Raw genomic sequence first — 24,659 nt, forward strand, 5'->3', positions numbered from 1 at the left:
GAGGTAACCGTGAACAAACTCATTCCATTAAGTCTTCTTCTGGGCTTCACCCTGCCCGTGCTGGCAGCCCCCACCCTGGTGTCGGAGCAGGTCAAGGAAGAGGGCAAGCTCGGCATCCCTTACCAGATGTACAAGCTGGACAACGGTCTGACCGTGATCCTGGCACCCGACAAGTCAGATCCCCTGGTGCACCTCGACGTCACCTATCACGTGGGCTCGGCCCGCGAGCAGGTGGGCAAGTCCGGGTTTGCCCACTTCTTCGAACACATGATGTTCCAGGGCTCGAAACACGTTGGCGATCAGGAGCATATGCGGATCATCAACGAGGCGGGTGGCGACATGAACGGCACCACCAACAAGGATCGCACCAATTATTACGAGACTGTGCCGGCCAATCAGCTGGAGAAGGTGCTCTGGCTGGAAGCGGATCGCATGGGCTTCCTGCTCGATGCGGTGAGCCAGAAGAAGTTCGAGATCCAGCGCGCCACCGTCAAGAACGAGCGCGCCCAGCGCATCGACAACCAGCCCTATGGCCTGGTGAGCGAGAAGGTGGGGGAGGCGCTCTACCCGCGCACCCATCCCTACTCCTGGCAGCCCATCGGCTATGTGGAGGATCTGGACCGGGTCGGGGTGGATGACCTCAAGCAGTTCTTCCTGCGCTGGTACGGCCCGAACAACGCCACCCTGACCCTGGGTGGCGACTTCGATACCAAACAGGCGCTGGCCTGGATCGAGCAGTACTTCGGTTCCATCCCGCGCGGTCCTGACGTGGCCGAGCCGACCCCGGAGCCGGTGAGCCTGCCCGAGACCCGCTACGTGACGCTGGAAGACAAGGTCCATCTGCCGCTGCTCTACATCAGCTACCCGACCGTCGCCCTCGGCGATCCGCAGGAGCCGGCGCTGGACATGTTTGCCGACGTGCTCGGCGGCTCCGCCAGCTCCATGCTCTACCAGTCGCTGGTGAAAACCGGCAAGGCCATAGACGTGGGCTCCTCCCACTACTGCGAGGAGCTGGCCTGCACCCTGACCGTCTACGCCTATCCCAACCCGGCGGTGGATGGCAGCCTCAAGACCCTCAAGGGGGAAGTGGACAAGGTGATCGGCGAGTTTGCCGGTCGCGGCCTCAAGCCGGAGGATCTGGAAAAGGCCATCAGCAGCTATCGCGCCTCGGCCATCTGGGGTCTGGACAGCGTTTCAGGCAAGGTGAGCCAGCTCGCCATGGGCCAGGTGTTTGCCCAGGATCCCAACTATGTGTTCAAGAGCCTGGATGCCATCGGCAAGGTGACCCCAGAGCAGGTCAAGGCGGCCTATGACAAGTTCATCGTGGACAAGCCGGCCGTGGTGCTGAGCGTGGTGCCCAAGGGCAAGACGGATTGGCAGGTGACCAAGCCGAACTTTACCCCCGCCAAGCGCGAGCTGCCCGATTACAGCCAGCATGGGGAGCCGCTGGCGCTGCGCCCGGTCAAGGACAACTTCGATCGCAGCGTGCAGCCCAAGGCGGCGGATGCGGTCAGTGTCAAGGTGCCCGCCATCTGGCACGGCAAGCTCGACAAGGGGATCGAGATCATCGGCACCCAGAGTGACGAGATCCCGGCCGTCTCCATCATGGTCGCCCTGCCGGGCGGCATGCGGGCCGAAGGCAAGGGAGAGCTGGGGCTCGCCAGCCTCACCGCCAGCATGATGGGACAGGGCTCGGTACGCCTGACCGAGGCCCAGCTCAGCGACGAGCTGCAAAAGCTCGGCTCCAGCGTCAGCGTCTCCAGTGCCCAGTACAGCAACCTGGTCACCATCAGCAGCCTGACCGACAAGCTGCCCCAGACCCTGGCGCTGGTGCGCGAGGTGTTCGAGCGGCCCGGCATGCGGGAGGCGGACTTCGAGCGGGTCAAGGCGCAGATGCTGCAAGGCATGAAACAGAGCGAACAGCAGCCGGAGTGGCTGGCAGGCCAGGCGTTCCGCGAGCTGGTCTATGGCAAGCAGAACCGCCTCGGTCAACCGGGTGACGGTGTGCTGGCCGACGTCGAGAAGCTGACCCTGGCGGACGTGAAGCGCTTCTATCAGAACTACTACAACCCGACCAACGCCAAGGTAGTGGTAGTCGGGGATGTGGCTCAGCAGCAGGTGGAGGATCAACTCGGCTTCCTGACCCAGTGGAAGGGCGCCACGCCGGTACTCGGCAGCCTCAAGCCCAAGGGTGAGCAGGCCAAGCCGGGTATCTATCTGGTGGACAAGCCGGGGGCGCCTCAGTCGGTGATCCGCATCGGTCGTCGCGCCATGGCGTTTGATACCACGGGGGATTACTTCACCGCCGGGCTGATGAACTTCAACCTGGGGGGCAACTTCAACAGCCGCATCAACCTCAACCTGCGCGAAGACAAGGGCTACACCTACGGGGCCAGCTCGGGCTTCTCCGCCAACCGCGAGGTGGGCACCTTCGCCACCGGCGCCAATGTGCGGGCCGATGCGACCGTGGACGCCATCCGCCAGTTCCTCAAGGAGATGGACAGCTACCGCGCGACCGGCCCGACCCCGGTGGAGCTGGCCTACATGCGCAGCGCCGTTTCCCAGCAGGATGCGCTCTCATACGAAACCCTTGGTCAGAAGGCCGGTTTCCTGCTGCAGATGATCATGTATGACCTGAAGCCGGACTATGTGCAGGCCCAGAACCAGCTGATCAAAACGGTGTCACCCGAGGCGCTCAAAGCCAGCGCCGCCCGCTGGCTCGATCCGGCCGACATGGTGATTGTGGTGGTGGGCGACAAGCAAAAGCTTGAAAAACCCCTGAAGGAGCTTCATCTTCCCATCTATCCGCTGCAGCTGCCCTGAGGGCGCTTCATAAAAATAGCGCCGCCCCCCTGTGGGGCGGCCACACATGAGCCGTGAATATGACTACTACTAGCTTGTCACTCACCGAGTTGTTGACCGCCCTGGGTTCGCCGGAACGGCTGACGGCCCTCAAGGGGATCCGGCGCGGGATCGAACGTGAATGTCTGCGCATCACGCCGGAAGGGACCCTCTCCCAGACGGATCACCCCAGGAGTCTGGGCTCGGCCCTGACCCATGCCAACATCACCACCGACTACTCGGAGAGCCTGCTGGAGTTCATCACCCCGGCCACCGACTCCATCGACAGCCTGATCGAACAGCTGGGCGACATTCATCGCCACGCCATCCATCATCTCGGTGACGAGCGCATCTGGCCGCTCTCCATGCCCTGCTTCGTCGGCGACGAGGAGAGCATACGGCTGGCCCAGTACGGCAGCTCCAACATAGGGCGGATGAAGACCCTCTACCGGCAGGGGCTGAAGAACCGCTACGGCAGCCTGATGCAGGTGATCGCCGGGGTGCACTTCAACTTCTCCATGCCGGACAGCTTCTGGAGCGAGTGGCAGGATCTGGTGTGCGAGGGCTGCTGCAGCCAGCGCTTCATCTCCGACAAGTACATGGGGCTTATTCGCAACGTCTACCGCTTCGGCTGGCTGGTGCCCTATCTGTTCGGCGCCTCCCCTGCCATCTGCGACTCCTTCCTCAAGGGGCGCAAGAGCAGCCTGCCGTTCCAGAAGACCGGCAAGGGTACCCTCTATCTACCCTATGCCACCGCCCTGCGCCTGTCTGATCTCGGCTACACCAGCAGCTCCCAGAGCAAGCTCAATATCAGCCACGACAACCTGCCCGCCTATGTGGCCAGCCTGCGCCGCGCCATCAGCACCCATGATCCCGAGTTTGCCAAGATAGGGGTCAAGGTGAACGGCGAGTACCGTCAGCTCAATGACAACGTGCTGCAGCTGGAGAACGAGCTGTACGCCCCGATCCGGCCCAAGCGCACCCCGCGCAGCGGCGAGAAACCCTCGGATGCGCTGGAGCAGCGCGGCATCGAATACATAGAGCTGCGCACCGTGGACGTGAACCCCTTCACCCCGTTCGGCATAGATGTGGATCAGATCCGCTTCTTCGATCTGTTCCTGGTCTGGTGCCTGCTGCGCCCGTCTCCCGTGCTGGGTGACGAGGAGATTGCCCGCAATCGCCGCAACCAGAACAAGGTGGTGCTGGAGGGGCGTCGCCCCGGCCTGGAGCTTGAAGATGAGCAGGGCAACGCCATTGGCCTCAAGGAGTACGGCCTCAAGCTGTTTGACGAGCTGGCTCAGGTGGCCTCCCTGCTGGATCGCTGCTGTGGCCGCAACCGCTACCGCGAGACGCTGGCCATGCACCGCGAGAAGCTGCTCAATCCCGAGCTCACCTACTCCGCCCGCCTGCTCAAGCAGTTGCTTGAGAGCGGTCAGGACAACGGCTGCTTCGGCGACGAGCTGGCGAGCCGCTATCGGGAAGAGATGCTGGCCGGCGAGCTGCAGTACTGGGACCAGGCCTACTTCGCGGGCGAGGCGCGGGAATCGCTGGCCAAGCAGCGGGAGCGGGAGCGCAGCGACAGCCTGTCGTTCGACGACTTCCTGGCCGACTATTTCGGTACCCGCCAGACCACGACCTGATCCGTCCGCCTTTCGATCCGCAAGCCGCTCCTGGAGCGGCTTTTTTATTGCGTCTTTCCCCAACGTATTTCGTATGAATACCCAAGTCTTTTAATATTTTTTATTACCTACTCGTTGTCTGTGCTGTTTGTAGTTGGAGAGTCATCTAGGACAACATTTTAGGTGGTACTGTACTGTTGCAACCATAGCTAAAGAAGTTTAATGACAAGGCTATGTTGCTCATTTACTGCAGCGTTCAAACTGGAATCCGCATCCTTGGAGCTAAATCACGGAAAATTTAAAAGTCCGCGAGCAGTTTCATGGTGCTTACTTAACACTTTGTACCATCTAGGCCCTGAAATATGTGGTGAGATTTGTAAGCCATACTTATTTATGGATACGTATATTAATAAATAAGTTGCGTTATTATGTCTTGTTTTAGGTGGTTTTTGTTAGACATAATATTATATTTCCTAGATTCACACACCAATTGGTTCACTTGTTTAACTGAAAGTAAATGCCCCATATGAGCCCTCCTTTTGGTTTGTTATATGGTATCATATTATTTTAATGAGCCATTAATGGAGTATGTATGAAAGCGATAATGTTGGCACTATTACTTCCTGTCGGTTTATCTGCAGCTGAACAGGACTACCGGATTGTCAGGGATGAATGGGTTGATGGAAAAATAGATAAGGCAACATCATCATCATCGACTATTATTGTCAATCTTGATGGTAATATCATTTCCCCTGGGCGCTTAGGGGGAGATATAAAGGGTGAGTTTATGGAAGGAAACAAGCTCTTCCAACTAAAGCAAAATGTAAATGAAAGTTCCACGTATTATTTAGGTAAGATGATAGCTGAACGGCAATATCAAGGTGTTTGGTACGATATGAATGGGAGGGAGGGGGATTTTAGAATTGAGTGGGGTGAGGAAGAGAATCCAGATTGCCGTTTAGCGACAGAAACTGGGTGGTATCATAATTTATATTGTAATGCTGATATTGATGGCGGTGGATGGCGTTTGGTTGCTGTCCGATTTAATAAAGACCCTCATATTCCTGTTGATAAATTGACATCTCTGACAAGTAATCAATATCTAAACCCTGGTGCATGGGCACAACTAAAGGATGAATCTACAGAAATACTGTTTATGCAGCCAAACACAAAGCTATGGGGTATTATGAGCATCTCTCAGGCAAGTAATCCTGCATTCTGCTCTCCACTTGATAATAATTTAAGTAAAGCGAAAATTGTTCATGCAGAAAAGTCTGGTTGTAATACCGCTAATTTAGATTATACCGTAGTTGGTCATCCAAGCAGTAGAGATAATCAAGGCAGCTTCTATGGTTATAAGAAAGATGAGTGGTCGCTTGGCTACCCTAATTTATGGGTAAAGTCGAACTGGCATCCTAAGCAACAGGCTGCTTATAGCAACCAGTTAATGGTATTTGTAAGATAGATGACCTTATCACCTTTATAAGGTGAAATTTTAGTATTAAATGTTAATTGACTGAGCCTAATCCAGATTGGAAACCAGGAGCACAATCATGTGTTCCTGGTTTTTATGTTTTAACTGGTTATTTAAAAGTAGTTAATGTATTCATTGGTATATGGGTATGTTACTTACAATATCCATGTAGAACGATAGATTAAATAAGTTTATATGCTCACCCTATCTTCTGGCCTTTTATATAGCCAACTATATTTACAAAACACTGCGCCCCAGTTGGGTAAAGACGAACGTAGAATAGTTTAGTTTTAGGGCAGACATATCGTAATTAAATTTAACGCTATAGCACTTAAAATAAAAAAGTATGGTGGGCATATTTTTAATTATATAATTTTCTGCTCGATATAATTTTGCAAGATACAGTACCAGTCAGGTGGTGGTTGTCCATCACTAAGATCCAATCAGGTGGGTTCGATGAGCGATCCTCTTATTACTGCCCGAAAATAAGTGTGAGTCAGCCTTCACTTCAGCAGGGCGGGTGGGGCTTTTATTGTCAATCCGCTCACATTTCCCTCTTTTGCGGCTTGAGTCTTGCGCCGTGGGCGCCTAACGTCACGGCAACTGAAACGATTCAGCTTTCACAAAAACCATTCACAAGAACAAGAGACACGAGGATAAATCCATGTTGAAGAGACTCTCCATTGCCGTACTGCTCGCCCTGGGCGCGAGCTCGGGCCAGGCCGCCGAATTTCTGCTGACCGACTCCCAGCAGGGACTGGATGTAGGGGACTGGAAGATCAGCAGCGACAAGCTGGGGATCAAGAGCCCTGTGCCCTTCTCCGTCGAGAAGAAGCGCCTGCACGGCGGGCGTCAGGAGGGGGTGGATCTGCTCATCGTCGACAACGGCGTGATGAAGATTACCCTGGTGCCGACCCGCGGCATGGGGATCAAGGAGGTCAAGGGGGCCGATGTGCGCCTCGGTTGGGATTCCCCCGTCAAGGAGGTGGTCAACCCGGCCTTCATCGATCTGGAGAGCCGCGCCGGTCTCGGCTGGCTCGATGGCTTCAACGAGATGCTGGTGCGCTGCGGCTACGAGTGGACCGGCCACCCCGGAGTGGACGACGACGGTCGCCTCAAGAGCCTGCATGGCCGGGTGCAGAACATACCGGCGTCCGTGGTCAGCGTGACCATAGACGAGGAGCCGCCCTATGCCATTCATGTGCTGGGCCGGGTGGACGAGCGCACCTTCAAGATGAGCGAGCTGGTCACCTGGACCCAGCTGAGCGTAGTGCCAGGTCAGGCGGAGTTTGCCCTGCAGGACAAGCTGACCAACCACGCCGACTACGAGAACGAGTACCAGATCATCTATCACAGCAACTTCGGGACGCCGATCCTGGAGGAGGGGGCGCGCGTCAGCACCCCGGTGAAGCAGATCTCCCCGTTCAACGACTACGCCAAGGCGGGGCTGAAGAGCTGGCAAACCTATCTGGGGCCGACCAAGGGCTTCGATGAGATGGTATTCAATCTGGTGCCCTACAGCGACGCCGAGGGCAATACCCTGGCGGTGCTGAACAACCGGCAGGGCAGCGCCGGTGTGGCTATGGGTTACAACACGCACCAGTTGCCCGTGCTGACCCTGTGGAAGAACACCGATACCCGGGCCCAGGGCTATGTGACGGGCATCGAGCCCGGCACCAGCTATGCCTACAGCACCAAGTACCAGCGTCCGCTGGGGCTGGTGCCCAAGATCCAGCCGGGGGAGACCAAGACCTTCGATCTGACCTATCGTTTGCTGCGAAATGGGGAGGAGGTGAAGCAGGCGCTGGCACAGGTGGATAAGATCCAGGCAGGTCGTCCCACAGAGCTGCGTGAGCAGCCGCTGGTCAAGCTGCCCTGAGTGGCAAGCAAACAGCAAAAAGCCGCTCTTGAAGCGGCTTTTTCATGTCCGGCGAGGGATCAGGCGTGGGCACGCTCAGACATGGTTGTACATGGCCTCGATCTCGCTCTGGTACTTGGATTCGATGATCTTGCGGCGCAGCTTCATGGTGGGGGTGATCTCCCCCAGCTCCATGGAGAAGGCACTCGGCAACAGGGTGAACTTCTTCACCTGCTCGAACTTGGCCAGCTCCTTTTGCAGATCCTGGATGCGGGCATCGAAGAACTCCATCACCCGGGAGTTGCGCAGCAGCTCCGTCTTGCACTGGTATTGCAGGTTGATGGAGCGGGCATACTCCTCCAGCGACTCGAAGCAGGGCACGATCAGCGCCGACACGAAGTGACGGGCATCGGCGACGATGGCGATCTGCTCGATGAAGCGATCCTTGCCTATGGTCCCCTCCACCAGTTGCGGTGCCACGTACTTGCCGTTGGAGGTCTTCATCAGCTCCTTGAGGCGCTCGGCGAAGTAGATGTTGCCGTCGCCGTCGAGCTCGCCCGCATCGCCGGTGCGCAGGAAGCCGTCTTCGGTCATCACCTCGGCGGTGGCGTCTGGCTTGTTGTAGTAGCCGCGCATCACGGTCGGGGAGCGCACCAGCAGCTCGTTGCTCTCACCCAGCTTCACTTCTATTCCGCTGAGGGCAGTGCCGATGGAGCCCAGCTTGAACTGGTGGTCTTCGTAGCAGCAGACGGTGGCCGTGGTCTCTGTCATGCCGTAGCCGTACTTGAGGTTGAGCCCCATGGCCTGGAAGAAGAAGTTCACGTCGTCGGCGAGGCGGGCGCCCGCCACCGGCAGGAAGCGAGTGCGACCACCGAAGCGGGCGCGCAGCTTGCGAAACACCAGTCGCTCCGCCAGCCAGAGCTGGGCGTAGAGCAGCGGCGAGGTCGCCTTGCCGGCCTGACGGCTGGCGACCAGCTGTTTGCCGACGCCGGTGGCCCAGCCGAACAGGGCGCGGCGCAGGCGTGGCGCCTGAGCCACCTTGGCCTGGATCATGGCGTAGGCCTTCTCGTAGAGGCGCGGCACGGCGCACATCACGGTCGGCTGCACCTCGCCGATGACATCCATCACCTTCTGCGGATCGCGGATGTAGACGTTCTCGGCGCCGCAGTAGAGCACGTAGTAGGTCCAGGCGCGCTCGAACACGTGGCTGAGCGGCAGCATGCACAGCGATACATCCTGCTCGTTGAGGTCGAGGCGGCTGTTGTGCATCTCGAAGCAGGCGGCGATGTTGGCAAAATCGAGCATGACCCCCTTGGGTTCACCCGTGGTGCCCGAGGTGTAGATCAGGGTCAGCAGGTCGTCCATCCGGTACTGGGTTTCCCGTACCCGCAACTCCTGCTCGCTGGCCTGATGGTTGCCGGAGACCAGAAAAGCCTGGAAGTGGCTGGCCGCCGGGCAGTCACGCAGGTTGACCTTGCCATCGAGGGCGACGATCTGGCGGATCTCGCCATCCTTCAACAGGGTGAGCGCTTGATCGAACTGGGCCTGTTCGCCGACGAACAGCAGACCTATGTTGGCGTCGCGTACGATATAGCGCAGTTGCTCAAGGGTGCTGGTGGGGTAGATGGGCACGCTGACGCCGCGGGCGGCCAGGATGCCGAGATCGGCCTGGGTCCACTCCGGCATGTTGCGGGCATAGAGACCCACCATTTCGGTGGGCTGGTGGCCGGCACGGATCAGCGCCTGGGCACAGTAGTCCATGGCCTGTCCCAGGGTTCGCCAGCCGATGGCACGCCACTGGCCATCCTGTTGTACGCGCAGGGCGGCCTTGTTGCCAAGCCGGGCGATACGTTCACGCATCAGTTGAACCAGATGGAGTTTCGGCATCAGTCAAACATCCTCAAGTAACAGTTGTACGCCCGCAGGGGCACTAAAAATCGCGCTGGAGTTTAAACTCTAAGATTACAGCTTACAAGTGTGCGCTGTTTGTCCTGGATCACAAAGTCAGCAATCCGGGCGAGCTTGAGGCATGATGGTCGATGACCAAGAGGAGCCATTCAGGGAGGGTGAACAATGAGTGTCGGGATCAAGGGCGTGGTCACGGGGGCATTGCTGTTGCTGGCCGGGGCCGGCGGGCTCTGGTTTGCGCTGGGGGATATGGCCAGCGAGCAAGACAACCCCTGGCTGATAGGCGCTGACGGATACGCCAAAGCGCAGCAGCTGGCCCTGCACAAGGGGTATCCGCTGCTCTATGTGATCGAGCGCGCCAAGTGCCGACGCTGCAAAGGACTGGACGCCACATTGTGGCAGTCAGAGGAGATGGAGCCCGTGCTGGCCAGGCTGGTCAAGGTGCGGCTCAACCCGGATGCGGGGGATGGCAGCGAGCACATACTGCGCCGCTTCCCGCAGGTGGCGACCCCGCCCGGCATCTATGTGCAGCAGCCGGGGGAACCGCTCAAGCCCATCAAGATAGCGGTGGATCTCCAGCAGATCTGGATGCCGGGCGTCACCTGGCGGCGCGGCTTCTTCATGCCGTTGTCGGCGGCCGGCTTCGAAGCCGTGCTGCATACCACCCAGAGCCTGCAGGATCCGGCCCTCGACAATGCGCCATTGCTGTAGGAGGCGGGCTAGCCGAAGTCGAACAGGCGGGACATGAGCACGGCGTCTTCCCGATCCTGGCCGGTGCCGTAGTAATCGGCGCGGCGGCAATACTCGGCAAAGCCTTCGCTCTCGTAGAGACCGATGGCTGCCTTGTTGCTGTCGCGCACCTCCAGGAACCAGGCCTCGGCCCCCTTCGCCTTGCTGCGGGCCAGATAGGCCTTCAGCAGCGCCCGTCCCAGCCCCTTGCCCTGAAAGTCGGGGTGCACGCAGATGTTCATCAGCGAGCTGTCGCCCGCCACCAGATCCGAGATGTAGAAACCGGCGGGGCGGCCATCCAGCAGCATCAAGCCATTGAGATAGCGCGGCCCGAAGCAGGAGATCAGGTTGGCCTGGCTCCAGGGCTCCTTGTGGGCGGCCTGTTCTATGGGGTAAATCAGCTCGAAATCTGTCTCGAGCAGGGGACGAAACTCAGGCATGGTGGCTCCGGGTCGGGGCGGCGGAAGGAAAGGGGGCAGATCCGGGCGACAGGGTCGCTTAACCGAGGCGCGATCTGAGTTGCTGCCACAGGGCCCGTTTCTGGGCCGGTGTCGGCGTGAGCGGGCAGACCAGCGCATCGGGCCAGGCGGGGTCGGCCCGTTCCAGCCAGAGCTGGGGGGGCCTGTGCCCGGCGGGCAGCGTGGTCAGCAGCGTTACCTCGTCGACGCCTATGCCGAGCAGCTGGCAGAGATCCGCCAGCAGGGTCGGGGCGGGCAGGCGAGGGGCCAGGATCCAGAGCTTGCCGGCCGGCGGCGTGTCGAGCTCAGGCTGGGCCAGTTCGACGGAGGGCAGATCCCGAGCAGGGGCTGGCTCGGCGGCCTCCTGGTCGCCTGGGGCGGCATGGGGCCCCAGCAGGGCCGGGCGGCGCAGTTGCCAGCTCTGTATGCCCATGCGGGCCAACAGGGTTTGACGCATCAGGTCGGGCGTGAGGCCGCTTTGCTCAAGGGATGGCGCCTGATGTGCGTTCTGACGCTCGGGATCTTGCATGGCTGTGGCTCTGTCTTGATCTGCATTGGTGAAAAAAGCTCTGCGCAGGGTACACTCGAACGCGTTTTGCTGCATCTTTTGCGGTATGTTTTAGCCAGGAGTGGTGGCCCAGCGCCCATGCGCCCGCCGGTTTTTCCCGCAGGTGGCCTCGACACAATACAATAAGCAGAACAGGGAACATTCGACCGAGTCGCGGGTGTGCCGGTTCCAGACAACCCCAGTATCGGAAGTGCGCTTATGCCACCTTTAGCACCACAGAATTTTCGCCTTGCCCCCATTCATGAACGCTTGCCACGCCTGCTGTCGGCCCTCGGCGAGGGATTGTATGAGCGCCAGGATGCCCTGCGGCTCGGTCTGCTGGCCGCCCTCAGCGGCGAGAGCGTCTTCCTGCTGGGCCCGCCCGGCATTGCCAAGAGCCTGATCGCCCGCCGCCTCAAGCTGGCCTTTCATGAGGCGCGGCACTTCGAATACCTGATGACCCGCTTCAGCACGCCGGAGGAGGTGTTCGGCCCCCTCTCCATTCAGGCGCTGAAGGAGGATGGCAAGTACCTGCGGCTCACCACGGGCTACCTGCCGGAGGCCGAGGTGGTGTTCCTCGACGAGATCTGGAAGGCTGGCCCCGCCATCCTCAACACCCTGCTCACCGCCATCAACGAGCGACAGTTTCGCAACGGCGACAGCCAGCACCCCATCCCCATGCGGCTGTTGGTGACCGCCTCCAACGAGCTGCCGGCGCCGGACAGCGGGCTGGAGGCGCTTTACGATCGCATGCTGGTGCGGATCTGGATGGACAGGGTGCAGGAGAAGGCCAACTTCCAGGCCATGCTGGCGAGCGATGGCCAATCCCACCAGAATCTGCCGCCCTCGGTGCAGATCCACAGCGAAGAGTATGAGGCCTGGCAGGCGCAGATCGACCAGGTGCGGCTGCCCGACGACTGTTTCGAGCTCATCTATCAGCTGCGCCAACAGCTCGACAGCCAGCTGGCCCACAGCTGCTACGTGTCGGATCGGCGCTGGAAGAAGGCGGTCAGGCTCATCAAGGCGAGCGCCTTCTTCAACGGCCGCGACGAGGTGGCCCCCCTGGATCTGCTGCTGTTCAAGGATTGCCTCTGGCACGACGATGCCTCCCGCACCGCCCTGCTGGAGATGATGACCGAATTCTCCCGCCTCTATGGCTACCAGCAGCTGGCCATGACCCGCCAGCTGATGGGGCTGCGGGATCAGTTCAAGCAGCTCAGGAGCGCTGTGGCCCAGCGCCTGTGCTGCAAGGCGAAACAGCGCCAGCAGTGGTTCGGACGCCGCGCCCGCGGCATCCAGATCCCGCTGGCCAACGCTCGTCCGTTTGGCAAGCTGGTGCACTTCAACCTGCTCACCCCGGCGGCGCTGGATGGCGACGATCCGGAGCGGCTGATCGAGACTCTGGTGTTCGATCGCACCCTGCTGTCGCACTGGCACCCCACCGGCGAGGCGCTGGTGGGCTGGCCGCTCGGCAACCCCAAGGAGGGGCACTACGAGCTGGTGCTGGACGACGAGCTGCGGCTGCAGGTGCTGGACCTGCAACGCCAGCAGATCCCGCTGGTGCTGGTGGAGCGCACTGCCATCCCCGAGGTGGTGATAGCCCCCTGGCTGGCGGCGCTCACCGGACTGCTGGCCGAGAGCGGCCTGCTGCAACAGGAGCTCAAGCGTCAGCGCGGCCTGTTCGAGCGCCATCAGCAGCACCTCTTCATCGGCCGTCACTGGCTGCAGCAGGTGGAAGACAGCTTCTTCGTGCTGAACCGGGATCTGGAGCAGCTGCGCAGCGACATCAGCCACTGGCACGATCGCCTGCCGAAGCTGGACGCCTGAGCCATGGGGAGCGTGAGTGGGGTAGCCATGAGCCATGTCGGCGGAGGTCGCCATGCTTGAGATCGGCATGATGGACTTGGGGCTGCTCATCGGCGAGGGGGAGCTGGCGGGGGAGATGGCGCTGCTGCTCGCCTCGGCGCCCAAGATCTCCGAGTTCATCAAGCGCTCCCCGCTGCAGGGCAAGCTGTTGCAAAAGCGCATCTGGCGCTGGAGCGAGCAGCTCGGCGAGGAGATGCGCCACAAGCCGGTGCCGGTGGCGCTGGAGCAGGAGTACCGCTTGTATCAGGCGCACAAGGGTCTGTCGCTGGCCGAGCTGATGGGGCGCCTGCCGACCCTGCTGGACGGGCTGGAACAGTTCAGCCCCTTCGCCGGCGAGGCGCGCAGCCTGGTGCGCCAGATCATGGCCCACCCCACCGACAGTCAGCGGCTGTTGCTGATGGAGAAGTGGCGCACCAGCCTGGTGGGCAGCCTGTTGCAGCTGCAGCAGCAGATCGCCGAGGCGGAGCGGGAGAAGCAGCGCCAGGAGATAGAAGATCAGCTGCTGGCGAGCCGCACCCTGGCCGATGCGCTGGATCCGAACCAGATCTCGGCCGGCGGCCTCTGGGATCTGGCCCAGGGCAGCTGGCACAAGCGCAGCCTGGTGCTGATCAAGCAGTACGCCCGCATGCTGCAGCGTGAACCCCTGCTGGCCGAGATAGCCAACCTGCTGGGGCGCAGCGAGCAGGACAACCGGGCCAACGAGTCCCCGGTGCCGCCGGTGCAGGTACACGAGCTGGAAGAGGTGCAGACCGACGACGTGCCGGACGATCTGGTGGGCATACACCCCGCCAGCGATCTGATGCGGCTGTTGCCGAGCGAGGCCGTGATGCTGGCCCTGCCTGAGCTGGAGCTGGAGTTCTATCGCCGCTATCTGGAGCGGCGCCTGCTCAGCTACCAGTCACGGGGCACCTTGCCGCGCCAGCGTCTCCTTCTGCGCACTCCCGAGCTGGGGGGCCATCAGCTGCAGCAGCGGGGCCCTTTCATCGTCTGCATCGATACCTCGGGCTCCATGGGCGGTTATCCGGAGGAGTGCGCCAAGGCGCTGTTTCTGGCCCTGCTCAAGGTGGCGATGGACGAGAAGCGGGGCTGCTATCTGATGCTGTTTTCTACCGAGGTGGCGACCCTGGAGATCACCGCAGACACGGGTCTGGACAAGGCGGAGCGCTTCCTCTCCATGAGTTTTCACGGCGGCACCGATCTGGTGCCCTGCCTCGAGAAGGCGTTGATCAAGCTCGATGATCCCGCCTTCGCCAGGGCCGACGTGCTGGTGGTCTCCGACTTCATCGCCCAGAGCCTGCCCCACGCCCTGCTGGATCGGATGAACCGCCAGCGCAAGCAGCAGACCCGCTTCCACGCCGTCGCCATGTCCCGCCACGCCAAGCCGGCGCTGCTGCGGGTGTTCGACAACAGCTGGCTACTCGACTGCGGCCTGCGCGGTCGCCTGCTGCGCCGCTGGCAGCGCAGCTGAAACGCGCCGTGCCGGCAGACTGGCCAGCACAACCCCGACACACAAGAGGCCAAGCGCCAGCCACACCGGCGGCGTGACGGTTTCCCCCAGCAGCCACCAGGCCAGCATGGCCGCCATCACGGGTGTGAGCGAGCCGAGCGCCGAGCTGACCTCGGCGCCCAGGGTGCGGATGGCGTGGGCGTAACAGAGCGCCGCCAGCAAGCCGGCGCCTATCCCTTGCAGCAGACCCTGCCATAGCCAGACGCTGGCATGACTCACGGCGGGCAAGGGGCTCCACAGGAGCGTCGGCAGCAGCAACAGGGCCGACGGCACCGCCACCAGCGCGGCCGCATCCAGCGCCGCCAGTCCGCTGCGTCTGACCGCCAGGGTAAACAGGGCCCACAGCAGGGCCGCCCCCAGAAAGCAGACTTGTCCCTGCCACAATCCCGGTTTTCCGCCCAGCAACAGGGTAGCGGTAGCCAGCGTTATGAGGGCGAGCCCCCAGCGCCGCTGCGCGGGGCAGGGGGCGCGCCACAGCAGCAGTCCCAGCAGGCTGACCATGAGGGGCACAGTGCCCGGGATCAGGGCGCTGCCCTGGGCCACAGGGGCCAGCTGCATGCCGGTGGCGCCGAGCCAGAAGAAGGGCAGGCCGGCCCCCGCCAGCATGGCCAGCTGCCAGCGCAGGGGTGTGCGGCGCAGGCGGATGCGGTGACGCCAGTAATAGGGGAGCAGCAGCAGGGCCGGAATGCCGAAGCGCAGCAGCGCCAGCGCCTGTGGCGGGAGCTTCTCCTCGGCGCCGAGGCGCAGGGAGAGAAAGAAACCGGACCAGAGCAGCACGGTGGCGAGGGCGGCGGCCCAGCCGCTGCAACGGGGTGACAGTGTGAATGACATAGGGCTCCCTCCATGGCGTGTCCCGGGTCATTATCTCGCCAGGGGGGAGGGTGTTGCAGGGCAAACTGTTTGAGAAATTCGGGTGTAATTGCTAGTTTCAGCCAATCCAAAATGGATTTTTACCGGATATCACCAAGATGCTCGACAGGATTGATTTACATCTGCTGCGGCTGCTGCAACAGGATGGGCGCCTCACGACAGTGGAGCTGGCGGAGCGGGTCGGGTTGTCTGCCTCCCCCTGTGCCCGGCGCCTGAAGCGGCTGGAGGGGGAGGGCCACATACGGGGGTATCGCGCCGTGCTGGCGCGGGAGAAGCTCGGCCTTGGCATCACCATCTTCGTCAACGTGCGGCTCAGCCAGCACAGGGAGCCGCTGGTGGAGGCCTTCGAGCTGGCGGTGGCGGCCATGGCGGAGGTGATCAGCTGTCACACCGTCTCCGGCAACTACGACTACCTGCTGGAGGTGGTGGTGCCCGACCTTCCCGCCTACGAGCAGTGGATCCGGCGGTTGCAGTCCCAGGACATGGTCAACGACATCAGCAGCCACTTCGCCATTCGCGCGGTCAAGGTGATGGGGCCGCTGCCCATTTGACCAGGTTCAGGTACAGGGCTGGTGGCCGAGCCCGCGCTCGTTCACCTGCTCCTGATCCAGCAGCGGCTGACCGCTCGGCTGGGAGACGTAAAAGCCCCGCTTGCCGCTGCGCTTGACCCTGTACATGGCCTGATCGGCCCGAGCCAGCGCCGTGCTGAAGTCATCCTGTGGCCGGATCGCCGCTATCCCCATGCTCAGCCCCACGGCGGCGTCGCCGTTGGGCAGCTCGAACGGGGTCGAGATGGCATCTATGCAGCGGCGGGCCAGGTGGCTGGTGCGGGGATCCTCGCTGGCCCAGGGCAGCAGCAACACGAACTCGTCGCCGCCGAGGCGGCCGATCCTGACCCCCTCCTCACAGCAGGCCTTGAGTCGCCGGGTGAGGGCGATCAGCAGCTCGTCCCCGGCCCTGTGGCCCAGGTTGTCATTGACCTGCTTGAAGTCGTCGAGATCGATGAAGCAGATGGCCTCGAACGTCTGCGGGAACTGGCGTTGCAGCGCTGTGCGGTTGAGCAGGCCGGTGAGGGGATCCCGGTGGGCCAGCTGGGCCAGCTGCTGCTCATACTCCTTCTCGTGGGTGATATCGATGTGGGTGCCCATCACCCGCAGCGGCTTGCCCTCTTCATCCCACTCCACCACCCGGCCCCGATCCAGCACCCAGGTGATCTTGCCATCCTTGGCGATCATGCGGTGCATCGCCTGATAAAACGGGCTCTTGCCGCTCAGGTGATCGAAGAAGGCCTGCAACACCCGCTCCCTGTCCTCCGGATGCAGGTGTTCGCGCCACACATCGAAGTGGGCCGACAGCTCCTTGGGCTGGTAGCCGAGCATGGCGCCCCAGCGCCGGTTGAAGATGATGAGCTTGCCGGTGGGCACGTGATTCTGCCAGATGCACAGGCCTGTGCCGTCCATGGCGGCCTCCAGCTTCTCCCGTGCATCCTCGGCCACCCGCTTCAGCCGCTCATTCTCCTGCAGCAGCCTGTCATAGGCGGCCTGCAGCTCCTCGTGTGTCATGAAGGCACTCTTCCCTGTGGTGAATGTCGCTATAGTCGATGCTGATTTTCCTCCTGTAAAGGGGATGAGAACGCCAGTGTGAGGGCCAGCCTGAACCTGTGGTGTTTCTCTCCCTCACTCTGGTTGCTGTGCCCATGGGCAAGGAGAGATATGATGGGGCATCCGAGTGCCAGCACCATCGAATGGGGAAACCGAACCGGCATGAAACGCATCATGACCTTGATCCTGCTGACCTGCCTGTGCGGTGCCCCCGCCTGGGCGGCCAGGGTGCCGCTCGTCGAGCCGCAACTGTCCCGAGAGTTGCAACTGCTGGAGGAGGGATTCCAGCCAGACCGCATGTTCCGTTTGCGCATCGCCGCCCTGGTGGCGAGCCGCGCCGCTTACCCGCCCGAGGTGCAGGGCCGCATAGTCCGGCTGCAGTGCTGGGCCATGTCTGCCGAGCGGGACAGCGAATATCGCGCCGTGGTGGCCTTTGCCGACCAGGAGCTGGCCCTTGCCCGTGAGCGCAAGGACAGGATCACCGAGAGCGGCCTGCTCACCTGTCGCGGTTTTCACCAGCAGATGCTGGGCAACATGGAGCAGGCCGGGGCCGATTACGAACAGGCGCTGGTGCTGGCGCGCAGGCTGGGGGATAGGGTGCAGGAGGCCGATATCCTCAGCTACCGTGGCGACATGAAAGCCTATCAGGGGGAGCTGGCCGAGGGGCTGATGGAGCTCATCGAGGCACACAAGCGCTTCGAGGCGCTGGGGCAGGATGGCAAGGCGCGGGAGGTGTTGTCCCAGATAGCCAACGCCTACCGGCGCATGGGGCTCTATGCGCGGGCCGAAGGCTACTTTCAGGAGCTGGAGCGCGACTACAGCACCCTGGGGGATCAGGAGCGGCTGGTGGACATTCGCTCCCAGCAGGGGCTGCTCTATGCCGAGATGGGGGAGTTCAACCGCGCCCTGCCGCTGATGGCGCAGGCCGAGCAGCTCTATCGTTCGCAACACAAGGAGGGCTTGCTGGCCTGGATCCAGATCGAAATGGCCACCATCTTGATCAACCAGGGCAAGGTGGCCGAGGCCATGGCCAGACTGCAGCAGGCCGATGTCATACTGCGCAGCCGCGAGGATGTCGACAGCGTGACCCTGGCCCACTGGCAACTGGTGATGGGCATGGCGGAGGACGCACTGGGCCATCCGACCAAGGCGCTCTACTACCTGACGCACGCCGAACCCATCTTTGCCAGGGAGAAGAACCAGCGTTTCCTGGCACGGGTCTACGAGGTGCGGGCCCGCATTCTCGAACAGCAGGGCCAGGTCAATGCGGCCCTGGCCAGCCTCAAGCTGTACGTGCAGACCCGGCACGCCCTCGAGCAGGTGCTCAGGGAGCAGCGCTCCCTGCAGATGCGCTTCGAGTTCGATCTGGCCCGCAAGGAGCTGGAGAACCAGGCCCTCAAGACCAAGCAACTGTTGCAGGAGGCCAAGCTCAAGCAGTTGCAGGAGCGGCGGCAATGGCAATACCTGGTGGTGATCCTGCTGCTGGTGGTGATGGGCATGCTGGCGCTGTACCAGTTCAACCGCTCCCGCAAGCTGCGTCGGCTCGCCATGACAGATGACCTCACCGGCATCCACAACCGCCGCCAGATCCAGGCCCAGGGACAGGCCTGGTTCAAGCAGGCGAGGGAGCAGGGCAAGTCCCTGTGCGTGCTGATCCTGGACATAGACCACTTCAAGCAGGTCAACGACAGGCTGGGCCACCACATGGGGGATCAGGTGCTGGCGGCCGTCGCCAGGAGCATAGCCGCCCAGCTGCGCACCCTGGACAGGGTGGGGCGCAACGGCGGCGAGGAGTTTCTGGTGCTGTTGCCCGACACCTGCATGGCGGAGGCGGTCGAGGTGGCGGAGCGGATCCGCCATCGGGTCTCCCAGCTGCGCATCGAGGGAATGCCGGAGGGGCATCCGGTGCACGTCAGCATAGGCTGTGCCCAATACAGCCCCCTCGACGACAGCCTGGGGGATCTGATCCAGCGAGCCGATGAGGCCATGTACAGGGCCAAGCAGGCCGGCCGCAATCGGGTGATGCGGGCCGAGTAGGGCGCTCCGGCGCCCTTCGCGAACGGCCCTAAGCCGGGCTGGGTATTTTTCACTCGCGCGGGTATAATGTCGCGCAATTTTGCTTTGACTCAGGCGAGAAGACCCATGTAATGCAACCCGTTTCCCCTGTCCCACCCGGTTGGCCTCGGTGCCGGCCCGTGTGGCGTTAGTTGCATGCAGTCCTGTGTATGCCGGCGGACCCGAGGCCGCATACATGCAAATGTGCCGTGAGTCGAATGCGGCATCCCGGATTTATTCCCACGGTGGCCAAGGCCATCGCTCAATAGAAGAACGTTGAATTATGTCAGCTGAATTTCTGAGTGAAGTCTCCAAGAGACGCACTTTTGCGATCATCTCGCACCCGGATGCGGGTAAAACCACCATCACCGAAAAAGTCCTGCTGTTCGGACAGGCCATTCAGCGCGCCGGTACCGTCAAGGGCCGTGGCTCAGGCCAGCACGCCAAATCCGACTGGATGGAGATGGAGAAGCAGCGCGGTATCTCCATCACCACCTCCGTGATGCAGTTCCCCTATGCCAACTGCCTGGTCAACCTGCTCGATACCCCGGGTCACGAGGACTTCTCCGAAGATACCTACCGTACCCTGACGGCGGTCGACTGTTGCCTGATGGTCATCGACGCCGCCAAGGGTGTTGAAGACAGAACCCGCAAGCTGATGGAAGTCACCCGTCTGCGGGACACTCCCATCCTCACCTTCATGAACAAGATGGACCGCGAAGTGCGCGATCCCATGGAAGTCATGGACGAGGTGGAGCGCGAGCTCAAGATCATGTGCGCCCCCATCACCTGGCCCATCAGCTGCGGCAAATCCTTCAAGGGTGTCTATCACCTCTACAAGGACGAGGTCTATCTGTACCAGACAGGTCAGGGCCACACCATCCAGGAGAAGCGGGTGGTCAAGGGCCTGCACAACCCGGATCTGGACGCTGCCATCGGCGAGGATCTGGCGGCCCAGCTGCGCGGTGAACTGGAGCTGGTGCAGGGCGCCTCTCCCGAGTTCGATCACGAGGCCTTCATCGCCGGCGAGATGACCCCTGTCTTCTTCGGTACCGCGCTCGGCAACTTCGGCGTCGACCACATGCTGGATGGCCTGACCGACTGGGCGCCGGCGCCTATGCCGCGCAAGGCCGAGAGCCGTCTGGTCGAGGCGACCGAGGAGAAATTCTCCGGCTTCGTGTTCAAGATCCAGGCGAACATGGATCCGAAACACCGCGACCGTATCGCCTTCATGCGCGTGGTGTCCGGCACTTACAGCAAGGGCATGAAGATGCGCCATGTGCGCATCGGCAAGGACGTGAACATCTCCGATGCCGTCACCTTCATGGCCGGTGATCGGGAGCAGGCCATCGAGGCCGTCGCGGGCGATATCATAGGTCTGCACAACCACGGCACCATACAGATAGGCGACACCTTCACCCAGGGTGAGGATCTCAAGTTCACCGGCATCCCGAACTTCGCCCCCGAGCTGTTCCGCCGCATCCGCCTGCGCGATCCGCTCAAGCAGAAGCAGCTGCTCAAGGGGCTGGTGCAGCTCTCCGAAGAGGGCGCCGTGCAGGTGTTCCGTCCGCTGATCAGCAACGATCTCATCGTCGGCGCCGTCGGTGTGCTGCAGTTCGATGTTGTGGTTTCGCGTCTGAAGAGCGAGTACAACGTCGAGGCTCTGTACGAGGCGGTCAACGTCTCCACCGCCCGCTGGGTGGAAGGGACCGACGTCAAGAAGTTCGAGGAGTTCAAGCGCAAGAACGAGTTGAACCTGGCGCTGGATGGCGGTGACAACCTCACCTACATAGCCCCGACCATGGTCAACCTGCGTCTGTCTCAGGAGCGTCACCCGGACGTTCACTTCCGTCAGACTCGCGAGCACTGATAAGCGCTTGCCCGATAGGCTGACAAGATAAAAGAAGACCCCGCCCAGGCGGGGTCTTTTTTTGCATGGCGATCAAGGATCGGATGGGGGAAGGGTCAGCTGGAGACTGGCCTGGATGGTGTCAGGCCTCGCCCTCCATGCCGCTGGCGAGGCTCGCCAGCCAGCGTTTGACCAGCCGCAGCTCGGTTTCATCGAGGGGGGCCGCCAGCGCCTGCTCCAGCAGGGTGACCCTGGCCTTGGCCTGCGCCAGCAGTTCAGCCCCGACGGGACTGAGGCTGAGCTGTTGGATGCGGCCATGGACCGCGTGAGGGGTGCGGGCCAGCAGGCCGCTGCGCTCCAGGCTGGTCACCATGGGGCTTATCGTCTGGGGGGTGAGCAGGGTCAGCCGGGCGAGCTCGGCGTTGGAGCTGCCGGGGTAGGCATCCAGCATGGTCAGCAGGGCAAACTGGGGGGCCGTGACGGGCAAGTCCGCCAGTGCCCGCTCCATGCGCAGGCGCTGGGCGGCGGCGGCCTGGCGCAGCAGGTAGCCGAGGTGGCCCGCCTCGCCACGCTTGCCTTCGCCGGGGGTGGGAGTCTCTGGTTTCAATCCAGTCTCAACAAGGGGCTTGTCTATCATGTCAGGGGGCTGATATGTTGTTCGTGTCCTGATATTAAGCCATGACGAAGGAGAACACCAGAATGAGCACCCGCATCGATTACCCCCACTTTCGCCAGCTGCTGCCGGCAGCCCACGATGCCCTGATCGCCGCCGGCAAGGCGGTGGACGACGCCGGCCTCGACAAGGAGCTGAGCGAGCTGGTGAAGCTGCGCGCCTCCCAGCTCAACGGCTGCAGCTTCTGCCTGCAATATCATCTCAATATCGCCCGTCGCAGCGGAGTGGGGCAGGCCAGGCTGGATCAGCTGGCTGCCTGGCGCGATGCCACCGTCTTCACTGCATCTGAGCGGGCGGCCCTGGCCTGGACCGAGTGCCTGACCCGTTTGCCCGAGGCCGGGGTGCCCGATGCGCTTTATGGGGAGCTGCGCGAGCACTTCAGCGAAGCCGAGATAGTGCAGCTGTCGGTGACTGTGGCCACCATCAACAGCTGGAACCGGCTCGGGGTGGCGCTGCGCTTCGTGCCGCCCGCCGCTCAGCTTTAAGCAGAAGAAAAGGGCGGCACCAGTGCCGCCCTTTTCTCATCCTCGACCCCATGTCTCAGGCGAGCGTCTGGCCATCGCCGGTGCCAAGCGTCAGCACCATGCAGATCTCGCAGGCATCGTGGCCGGTGCAGCCGAGCGGCCCCGGCAGGTGCTCGAAACCCAGCGACGCGTAGAGCGTGGTCGCCTCGCGCAACACCTCGGTGGTTTCCAGATAGCAGCGCTGGTAACCCAGGGTTCTCGCCTCGTCCAGCGCCTGCAACACCAGTCGCCGCCCCAGCCCCAGCCCGCGCAGGGAGGGCATGAAGTACATCTTCTGCAGCTCGCAGACCCGATCCTCTTCCCCCGCCAGCGGCGCTATGCCGCCGCCGCCGAGGATGGTGCCATCGGGCCCCTCGATCACCCAGTAGCGGCTCTTCTCCCCTTGGTAGGTCTCGTGCAGTCGATCCAGGTTGGGGTCGGCCACGCCATAGCCCTTGTCGGCGGTGAGGCCGTATTCGGCGGAGACGGCGCGCACCACGGCGGCAATATGGGGGTTGTCGGCGGCTGTGATGGGACGGATGCGGTAGCCCTGCTGACGGCGGGCGCGGGAGAGGGCGCTGCGGTAGAGACGCAGGCCGGCCCACAGCTGCTCGCGCTCGCTCAGGGTAAGCTGGGCCAGGGTCTCTTCCATGGCGTTGTCCATCTCCTGATGCAGATCCAGCAGCTGGGCCTGGCCGGCGATGGTGAGGCGCGCCTCCTTGCTGCGGCCATCGGACGGATGGGGGTGCCAGCTGATGAGTTCGCGCTCGGCGAGCCGCGCCAGCGGACGGCTGGCGTTGGATTTGTCGATGCGCAGCCGCTCTGCCAGCTGCTGGTTGGTGGCGGGGCCGTTCTCCAGCTCGATCAGCAGATGGGCTTCTAGCGGGGTGAGCGCCAGTTCGCCGCACTGCTGGGAGAGCATGCCGAGTTCGCGAACCAGATCGCGCGACAGGGCGCGCAGGGGACGGGGATCCATATCAGGGCTTCCTATTTGGTTGTCGTCAACAACCAATATAGTCAACAAGTTGTCACTAGCAACCTTTTTATGGGGCTTGAATGGTGGAGCATGAGGCGGGCAAGGAGAGGACGGGCATAAAAAAGGGCCCGTAAGGGGCCCAAACATTGGAAACCCGCGCCCGGAGGCGCGGATCCCATCCTTGGTCGGTCATGAACCGGCGCGCTTACACCAGCTCTGCCAGCATGGCGTCGGCATAGGGAACCAGCGTCTCGCCCTTCTGCACCCTGGCGATGTAGTCCGGGTTGGCGATCAGCGGGCGGCCGATGGCGACGAGGTCGAAGCGGTTGGCCTTGATGGCATCCAGGGCCGTGTCGGCGCTGTAGTTACCCACCCCCACCAGATGACCGTCGTAGTGGGCGCGCAGGTAGTCGGAGGCGCGGCCATCCAGATAGTCGAAGGTGAGGCTGTCATCGAAGATGCCCAGATGCACATAGGCCAGGGCGCGCCGATTCAGTTCGCTCAGCAGATGGTCGAACACGGCGCGATCCCGCTGGTCACCCTCAAGGTGCACATAGGCACCGGGGGAGAGGCGCAGGCCAACCCGCTCGGATCCGATGCGGGCGTTGACCGCATCCACCACTTCCAGTGCGAAGCGGCTCATGTTCTCCGGGCTGCCACCGTACTGATCGCTGCGCAGGTTGCTCGAGTGGTGCAGGAACTGATCGATGAGGTAGCCGTTGGCGCCGTGGATCTCCACCCCGTCAAAGCCCGCTTCGATGGCGTTGGCGGCGGCCTGGGCGTAATCCTCGGCCAGCTGGGCGATTTCGCTCTCGGTCAGGGCGCGTGGCACTTGATAGACCAGCTCGCGCATGCGCGGTACCGTGCCTTCATGAGCGACGGCAGACGGTGCCAGCACCTCGCCATGGTGGAAGAAGGGGTGGGAGAGGCGACCCACGTGCCACAGCTGGGCGAAGATCTTGCCGCCATTGGCGTGTACGGCGCCGGTGACGTTTTTCCAGCCTGCGATCTGCTCCGGGCTGTAGATCCCCGGGGTGTTGGGATAGCCCTGGCCGTCCGGACGAATGATGGTGGCTTCGGAGATGATGAGGCCGATGTCGGCACGACGGGCGTAATAGGCGGCCATCTGCTCGGTGGGCACCAGGCCCGGGCCCGCCATGCAACGGGTAAGCGGTGCCATCATGAAGCGATTCGCGAGGGTGAGGGTGTCGTTGAGGCGATAGGGCTGAAACAGGGTATTCATGATCGTCTGTCCTGAGGGAGTGATTCTTGAACGTGCATTCAAGACGTTTTTTGTTTTGTGTGCAAGTCTTTTTTGAACGAGC

At 62.1% G+C, this 24,659-nt stretch carries 19 protein-coding genes; 11 read left to right on the top strand and 8 right to left on the bottom strand.

From position 1 onward, the window contains the following. Window positions 1-9: 9 nt before the first annotated feature. The 4 genes from AACQ95_RS15685 to AACQ95_RS15700 all read left to right on the top strand — a co-directional run bounded on the left by AACQ95_RS15685 (window position 10) and on the right by AACQ95_RS15700 (window position 7,813). Window positions 10-2,823: a M16 family metallopeptidase gene (locus AACQ95_RS15685; RefSeq protein WP_241278990.1), complete on the top strand. Its 2,814-nt coding sequence runs from the start codon at window positions 10-12 to the stop codon at window positions 2,821-2,823. A 59-nt stretch (window positions 2,824-2,882) separates the two neighbouring features. Next, window positions 2,883-4,481 carry a glutamate--cysteine ligase gene (gene gshA / locus AACQ95_RS15690; protein WP_241278991.1) on the top strand — a complete coding sequence of 533 codons (1,599 nt, stop codon included), beginning with the start codon at window positions 2,883-2,885 and terminating at the stop codon, window positions 4,479-4,481. 571 nt (window positions 4,482-5,052) lie between these two features. Beyond that, complete coding sequence (locus AACQ95_RS15695; protein ID WP_241278992.1) at window positions 5,053-5,925, top strand: hypothetical protein; 873 nt, start codon at window positions 5,053-5,055, stop codon at window positions 5,923-5,925. A gap of 673 nt (window positions 5,926-6,598) precedes the next feature. Beyond that, a complete protein-coding gene (locus AACQ95_RS15700; protein ID WP_241278993.1) occupies window positions 6,599-7,813 on the top strand; it encodes an aldose 1-epimerase family protein in 1,215 nt (404 codons plus the stop codon). A 75-nt stretch (window positions 7,814-7,888) separates the two neighbouring features. Here AACQ95_RS15700 and AACQ95_RS15705 read toward each other — a convergent pair whose 3' ends face one another. Then, window positions 7,889-9,679, bottom strand: a complete 1,791-nt coding sequence (locus AACQ95_RS15705) for an AMP-dependent synthetase/ligase (protein WP_241278994.1) — start codon at window positions 9,677-9,679, stop codon at window positions 7,889-7,891. Between the two features lie 186 nt (window positions 9,680-9,865). On the opposite strand from AACQ95_RS15705, the gene AACQ95_RS15710 reads away from it, so the two are divergent. Then, on the top strand, window positions 9,866-10,411 hold the full coding sequence (locus AACQ95_RS15710; RefSeq protein WP_241278995.1) for a hypothetical protein: 546 nt from the start codon (window positions 9,866-9,868) through the stop codon (window positions 10,409-10,411). Between the two features lie 8 nt (window positions 10,412-10,419). On the opposite strand, the gene rimI is transcribed toward AACQ95_RS15710, so the two are convergent. Continuing rightward, on the bottom strand, window positions 10,420-10,869 hold the full coding sequence (gene rimI / locus AACQ95_RS15715; RefSeq protein ID WP_241278996.1) for a ribosomal protein S18-alanine N-acetyltransferase: 450 nt from the start codon (window positions 10,867-10,869) through the stop codon (window positions 10,420-10,422). 58 nt (window positions 10,870-10,927) lie between these two features. Next, window positions 10,928-11,416: a hypothetical protein gene (locus AACQ95_RS15720; RefSeq protein ID WP_445290537.1), complete on the bottom strand. Its 489-nt coding sequence runs from the start codon at window positions 11,414-11,416 to the stop codon at window positions 10,928-10,930. 237 nt (window positions 11,417-11,653) lie between these two features. Here AACQ95_RS15720 and AACQ95_RS15725 point away from each other — a divergent pair, with 237 nt between their 5' ends. Both AACQ95_RS15725 and viaA read left to right on the top strand, forming a co-directional pair. Next, the gene (locus tag AACQ95_RS15725; protein WP_241278997.1) at window positions 11,654-13,261 is read left to right on the top strand and encodes an ATPase RavA domain-containing protein; all 1,608 of its coding nucleotides are present in this window, start codon (window positions 11,654-11,656) and stop codon (window positions 13,259-13,261) included. Window positions 13,262-13,313: 52 nt separating this feature from the next. Then, window positions 13,314-14,768 (top strand): ATPase RavA stimulator ViaA, encoded by a 1,455-nt coding sequence (viaA, locus tag AACQ95_RS15730; RefSeq protein WP_241278998.1) that lies wholly within the window; start codon window positions 13,314-13,316, stop codon window positions 14,766-14,768. On the opposite strand, the gene AACQ95_RS15735 is transcribed toward viaA, so the two are convergent. Then, entirely contained in the window at window positions 14,715-15,638 is a 924-nt protein-coding gene (locus AACQ95_RS15735) for a DMT family transporter (RefSeq protein ID WP_241278999.1), read from the bottom strand. The two genes, viaA and AACQ95_RS15735, sit on opposite strands and share 54 nt — an antisense overlap. A gap of 137 nt (window positions 15,639-15,775) precedes the next feature. On the opposite strand from AACQ95_RS15735, the gene AACQ95_RS15740 reads away from it, so the two are divergent. Then, complete coding sequence (locus tag AACQ95_RS15740) at window positions 15,776-16,228, top strand: Lrp/AsnC family transcriptional regulator (protein ID WP_241279000.1); 453 nt, start codon at window positions 15,776-15,778, stop codon at window positions 16,226-16,228. A 6-nt stretch (window positions 16,229-16,234) separates the two neighbouring features. Here the strand turns inward: AACQ95_RS15740 and AACQ95_RS15745 are convergent, their stop codons facing one another. After that, window positions 16,235-17,239, bottom strand: a complete 1,005-nt coding sequence (locus AACQ95_RS15745; protein WP_098980751.1) for a sensor domain-containing diguanylate cyclase — start codon at window positions 17,237-17,239, stop codon at window positions 16,235-16,237. A 213-nt stretch (window positions 17,240-17,452) separates the two neighbouring features. Here AACQ95_RS15745 and AACQ95_RS15750 point away from each other — a divergent pair, with 213 nt between their 5' ends. Continuing rightward, the gene (locus AACQ95_RS15750) at window positions 17,453-19,315 is read left to right on the top strand and encodes a diguanylate cyclase (protein WP_241279022.1); all 1,863 of its coding nucleotides are present in this window, start codon (window positions 17,453-17,455) and stop codon (window positions 19,313-19,315) included. Window positions 19,316-19,613: 298 nt separating this feature from the next. After that, complete coding sequence (gene prfC, locus AACQ95_RS15755; RefSeq protein ID WP_339357907.1) at window positions 19,614-21,203, top strand: peptide chain release factor 3; 1,590 nt, start codon at window positions 19,614-19,616, stop codon at window positions 21,201-21,203. Between the two features lie 121 nt (window positions 21,204-21,324). On the opposite strand, the gene AACQ95_RS15760 is transcribed toward prfC, so the two are convergent. After that, window positions 21,325-21,789 carry a MarR family winged helix-turn-helix transcriptional regulator gene (locus AACQ95_RS15760; protein ID WP_241279002.1) on the bottom strand — a complete coding sequence of 155 codons (465 nt, stop codon included), beginning with the start codon at window positions 21,787-21,789 and terminating at the stop codon, window positions 21,325-21,327. 92 nt (window positions 21,790-21,881) lie between these two features. Here AACQ95_RS15760 and AACQ95_RS15765 point away from each other — a divergent pair, with 92 nt between their 5' ends. Further along, window positions 21,882-22,340 carry a carboxymuconolactone decarboxylase family protein gene (locus AACQ95_RS15765; RefSeq protein ID WP_098980748.1) on the top strand — a complete coding sequence of 153 codons (459 nt, stop codon included), beginning with the start codon at window positions 21,882-21,884 and terminating at the stop codon, window positions 22,338-22,340. 55 nt (window positions 22,341-22,395) lie between these two features. Here AACQ95_RS15765 and AACQ95_RS15770 read toward each other — a convergent pair whose 3' ends face one another. Both AACQ95_RS15770 and AACQ95_RS15775 read right to left on the bottom strand, forming a co-directional pair. Continuing rightward, window positions 22,396-23,334 (bottom strand): bifunctional helix-turn-helix transcriptional regulator/GNAT family N-acetyltransferase, encoded by a 939-nt coding sequence (locus AACQ95_RS15770; RefSeq protein ID WP_241279003.1) that lies wholly within the window; start codon window positions 23,332-23,334, stop codon window positions 22,396-22,398. A gap of 205 nt (window positions 23,335-23,539) precedes the next feature. Next, the gene (locus AACQ95_RS15775; RefSeq protein ID WP_241279004.1) at window positions 23,540-24,577 is read right to left on the bottom strand and encodes an alkene reductase; all 1,038 of its coding nucleotides are present in this window, start codon (window positions 24,575-24,577) and stop codon (window positions 23,540-23,542) included. Between the last annotated feature and the right edge of the window lie 82 nt (window positions 24,578-24,659).

It is taken from the genome of Aeromonas sp. MR19, assembly GCF_963899305.1.
Taxonomy (GTDB): Bacteria; Pseudomonadota; Gammaproteobacteria; order Enterobacterales; family Aeromonadaceae; genus Aeromonas; species Aeromonas bestiarum.

Excerpts from the sequence above, each read along its gene's own strand:
- gshA (WP_241278991.1), top strand. The coding sequence starts at position 2,883 with ATGACTACTACTAGCTTGTCACTCACCGAGTTGTTGACCGCCCTGGGT.
- AACQ95_RS15775 (WP_241279004.1), bottom strand. The coding sequence starts at position 24,577 with ATGAATACCCTGTTTCAGCCCTATCGCCTCAACGACACCCTCACCCTC.
- AACQ95_RS15745 (WP_098980751.1), bottom strand. The coding sequence starts at position 17,239 with ATGACACACGAGGAGCTGCAGGCCGCCTATGACAGGCTGCTGCAGGAG.
- AACQ95_RS15765 (WP_098980748.1), top strand. The coding sequence starts at position 21,882 with ATGAGCACCCGCATCGATTACCCCCACTTTCGCCAGCTGCTGCCGGCA.
- AACQ95_RS15735 (WP_241278999.1), bottom strand. The coding sequence starts at position 15,638 with ATGTCATTCACACTGTCACCCCGTTGCAGCGGCTGGGCCGCCGCCCTC.
- viaA (WP_241278998.1), top strand. The coding sequence starts at position 13,314 with ATGCTTGAGATCGGCATGATGGACTTGGGGCTGCTCATCGGCGAGGGG.
- AACQ95_RS15720 (WP_445290537.1), bottom strand. The coding sequence starts at position 11,416 with ATGCAAGATCCCGAGCGTCAGAACGCACATCAGGCGCCATCCCTTGAG.
- AACQ95_RS15740 (WP_241279000.1), top strand. The coding sequence starts at position 15,776 with ATGCTCGACAGGATTGATTTACATCTGCTGCGGCTGCTGCAACAGGAT.
- rimI (WP_241278996.1), bottom strand. The coding sequence starts at position 10,869 with ATGCCTGAGTTTCGTCCCCTGCTCGAGACAGATTTCGAGCTGATTTAC.
- AACQ95_RS15750 (WP_241279022.1), top strand. The coding sequence starts at position 17,453 with ATGACCTTGATCCTGCTGACCTGCCTGTGCGGTGCCCCCGCCTGGGCG.
- AACQ95_RS15770 (WP_241279003.1), bottom strand. The coding sequence starts at position 23,334 with ATGGATCCCCGTCCCCTGCGCGCCCTGTCGCGCGATCTGGTTCGCGAA.
- AACQ95_RS15725 (WP_241278997.1), top strand. The coding sequence starts at position 11,654 with ATGCCACCTTTAGCACCACAGAATTTTCGCCTTGCCCCCATTCATGAA.
- AACQ95_RS15695 (WP_241278992.1), top strand. The coding sequence starts at position 5,053 with ATGAAAGCGATAATGTTGGCACTATTACTTCCTGTCGGTTTATCTGCA.
- AACQ95_RS15710 (WP_241278995.1), top strand. The coding sequence starts at position 9,866 with ATGAGTGTCGGGATCAAGGGCGTGGTCACGGGGGCATTGCTGTTGCTG.
- AACQ95_RS15705 (WP_241278994.1), bottom strand. The coding sequence starts at position 9,679 with ATGCCGAAACTCCATCTGGTTCAACTGATGCGTGAACGTATCGCCCGG.
- AACQ95_RS15700 (WP_241278993.1), top strand. The coding sequence starts at position 6,599 with ATGTTGAAGAGACTCTCCATTGCCGTACTGCTCGCCCTGGGCGCGAGC.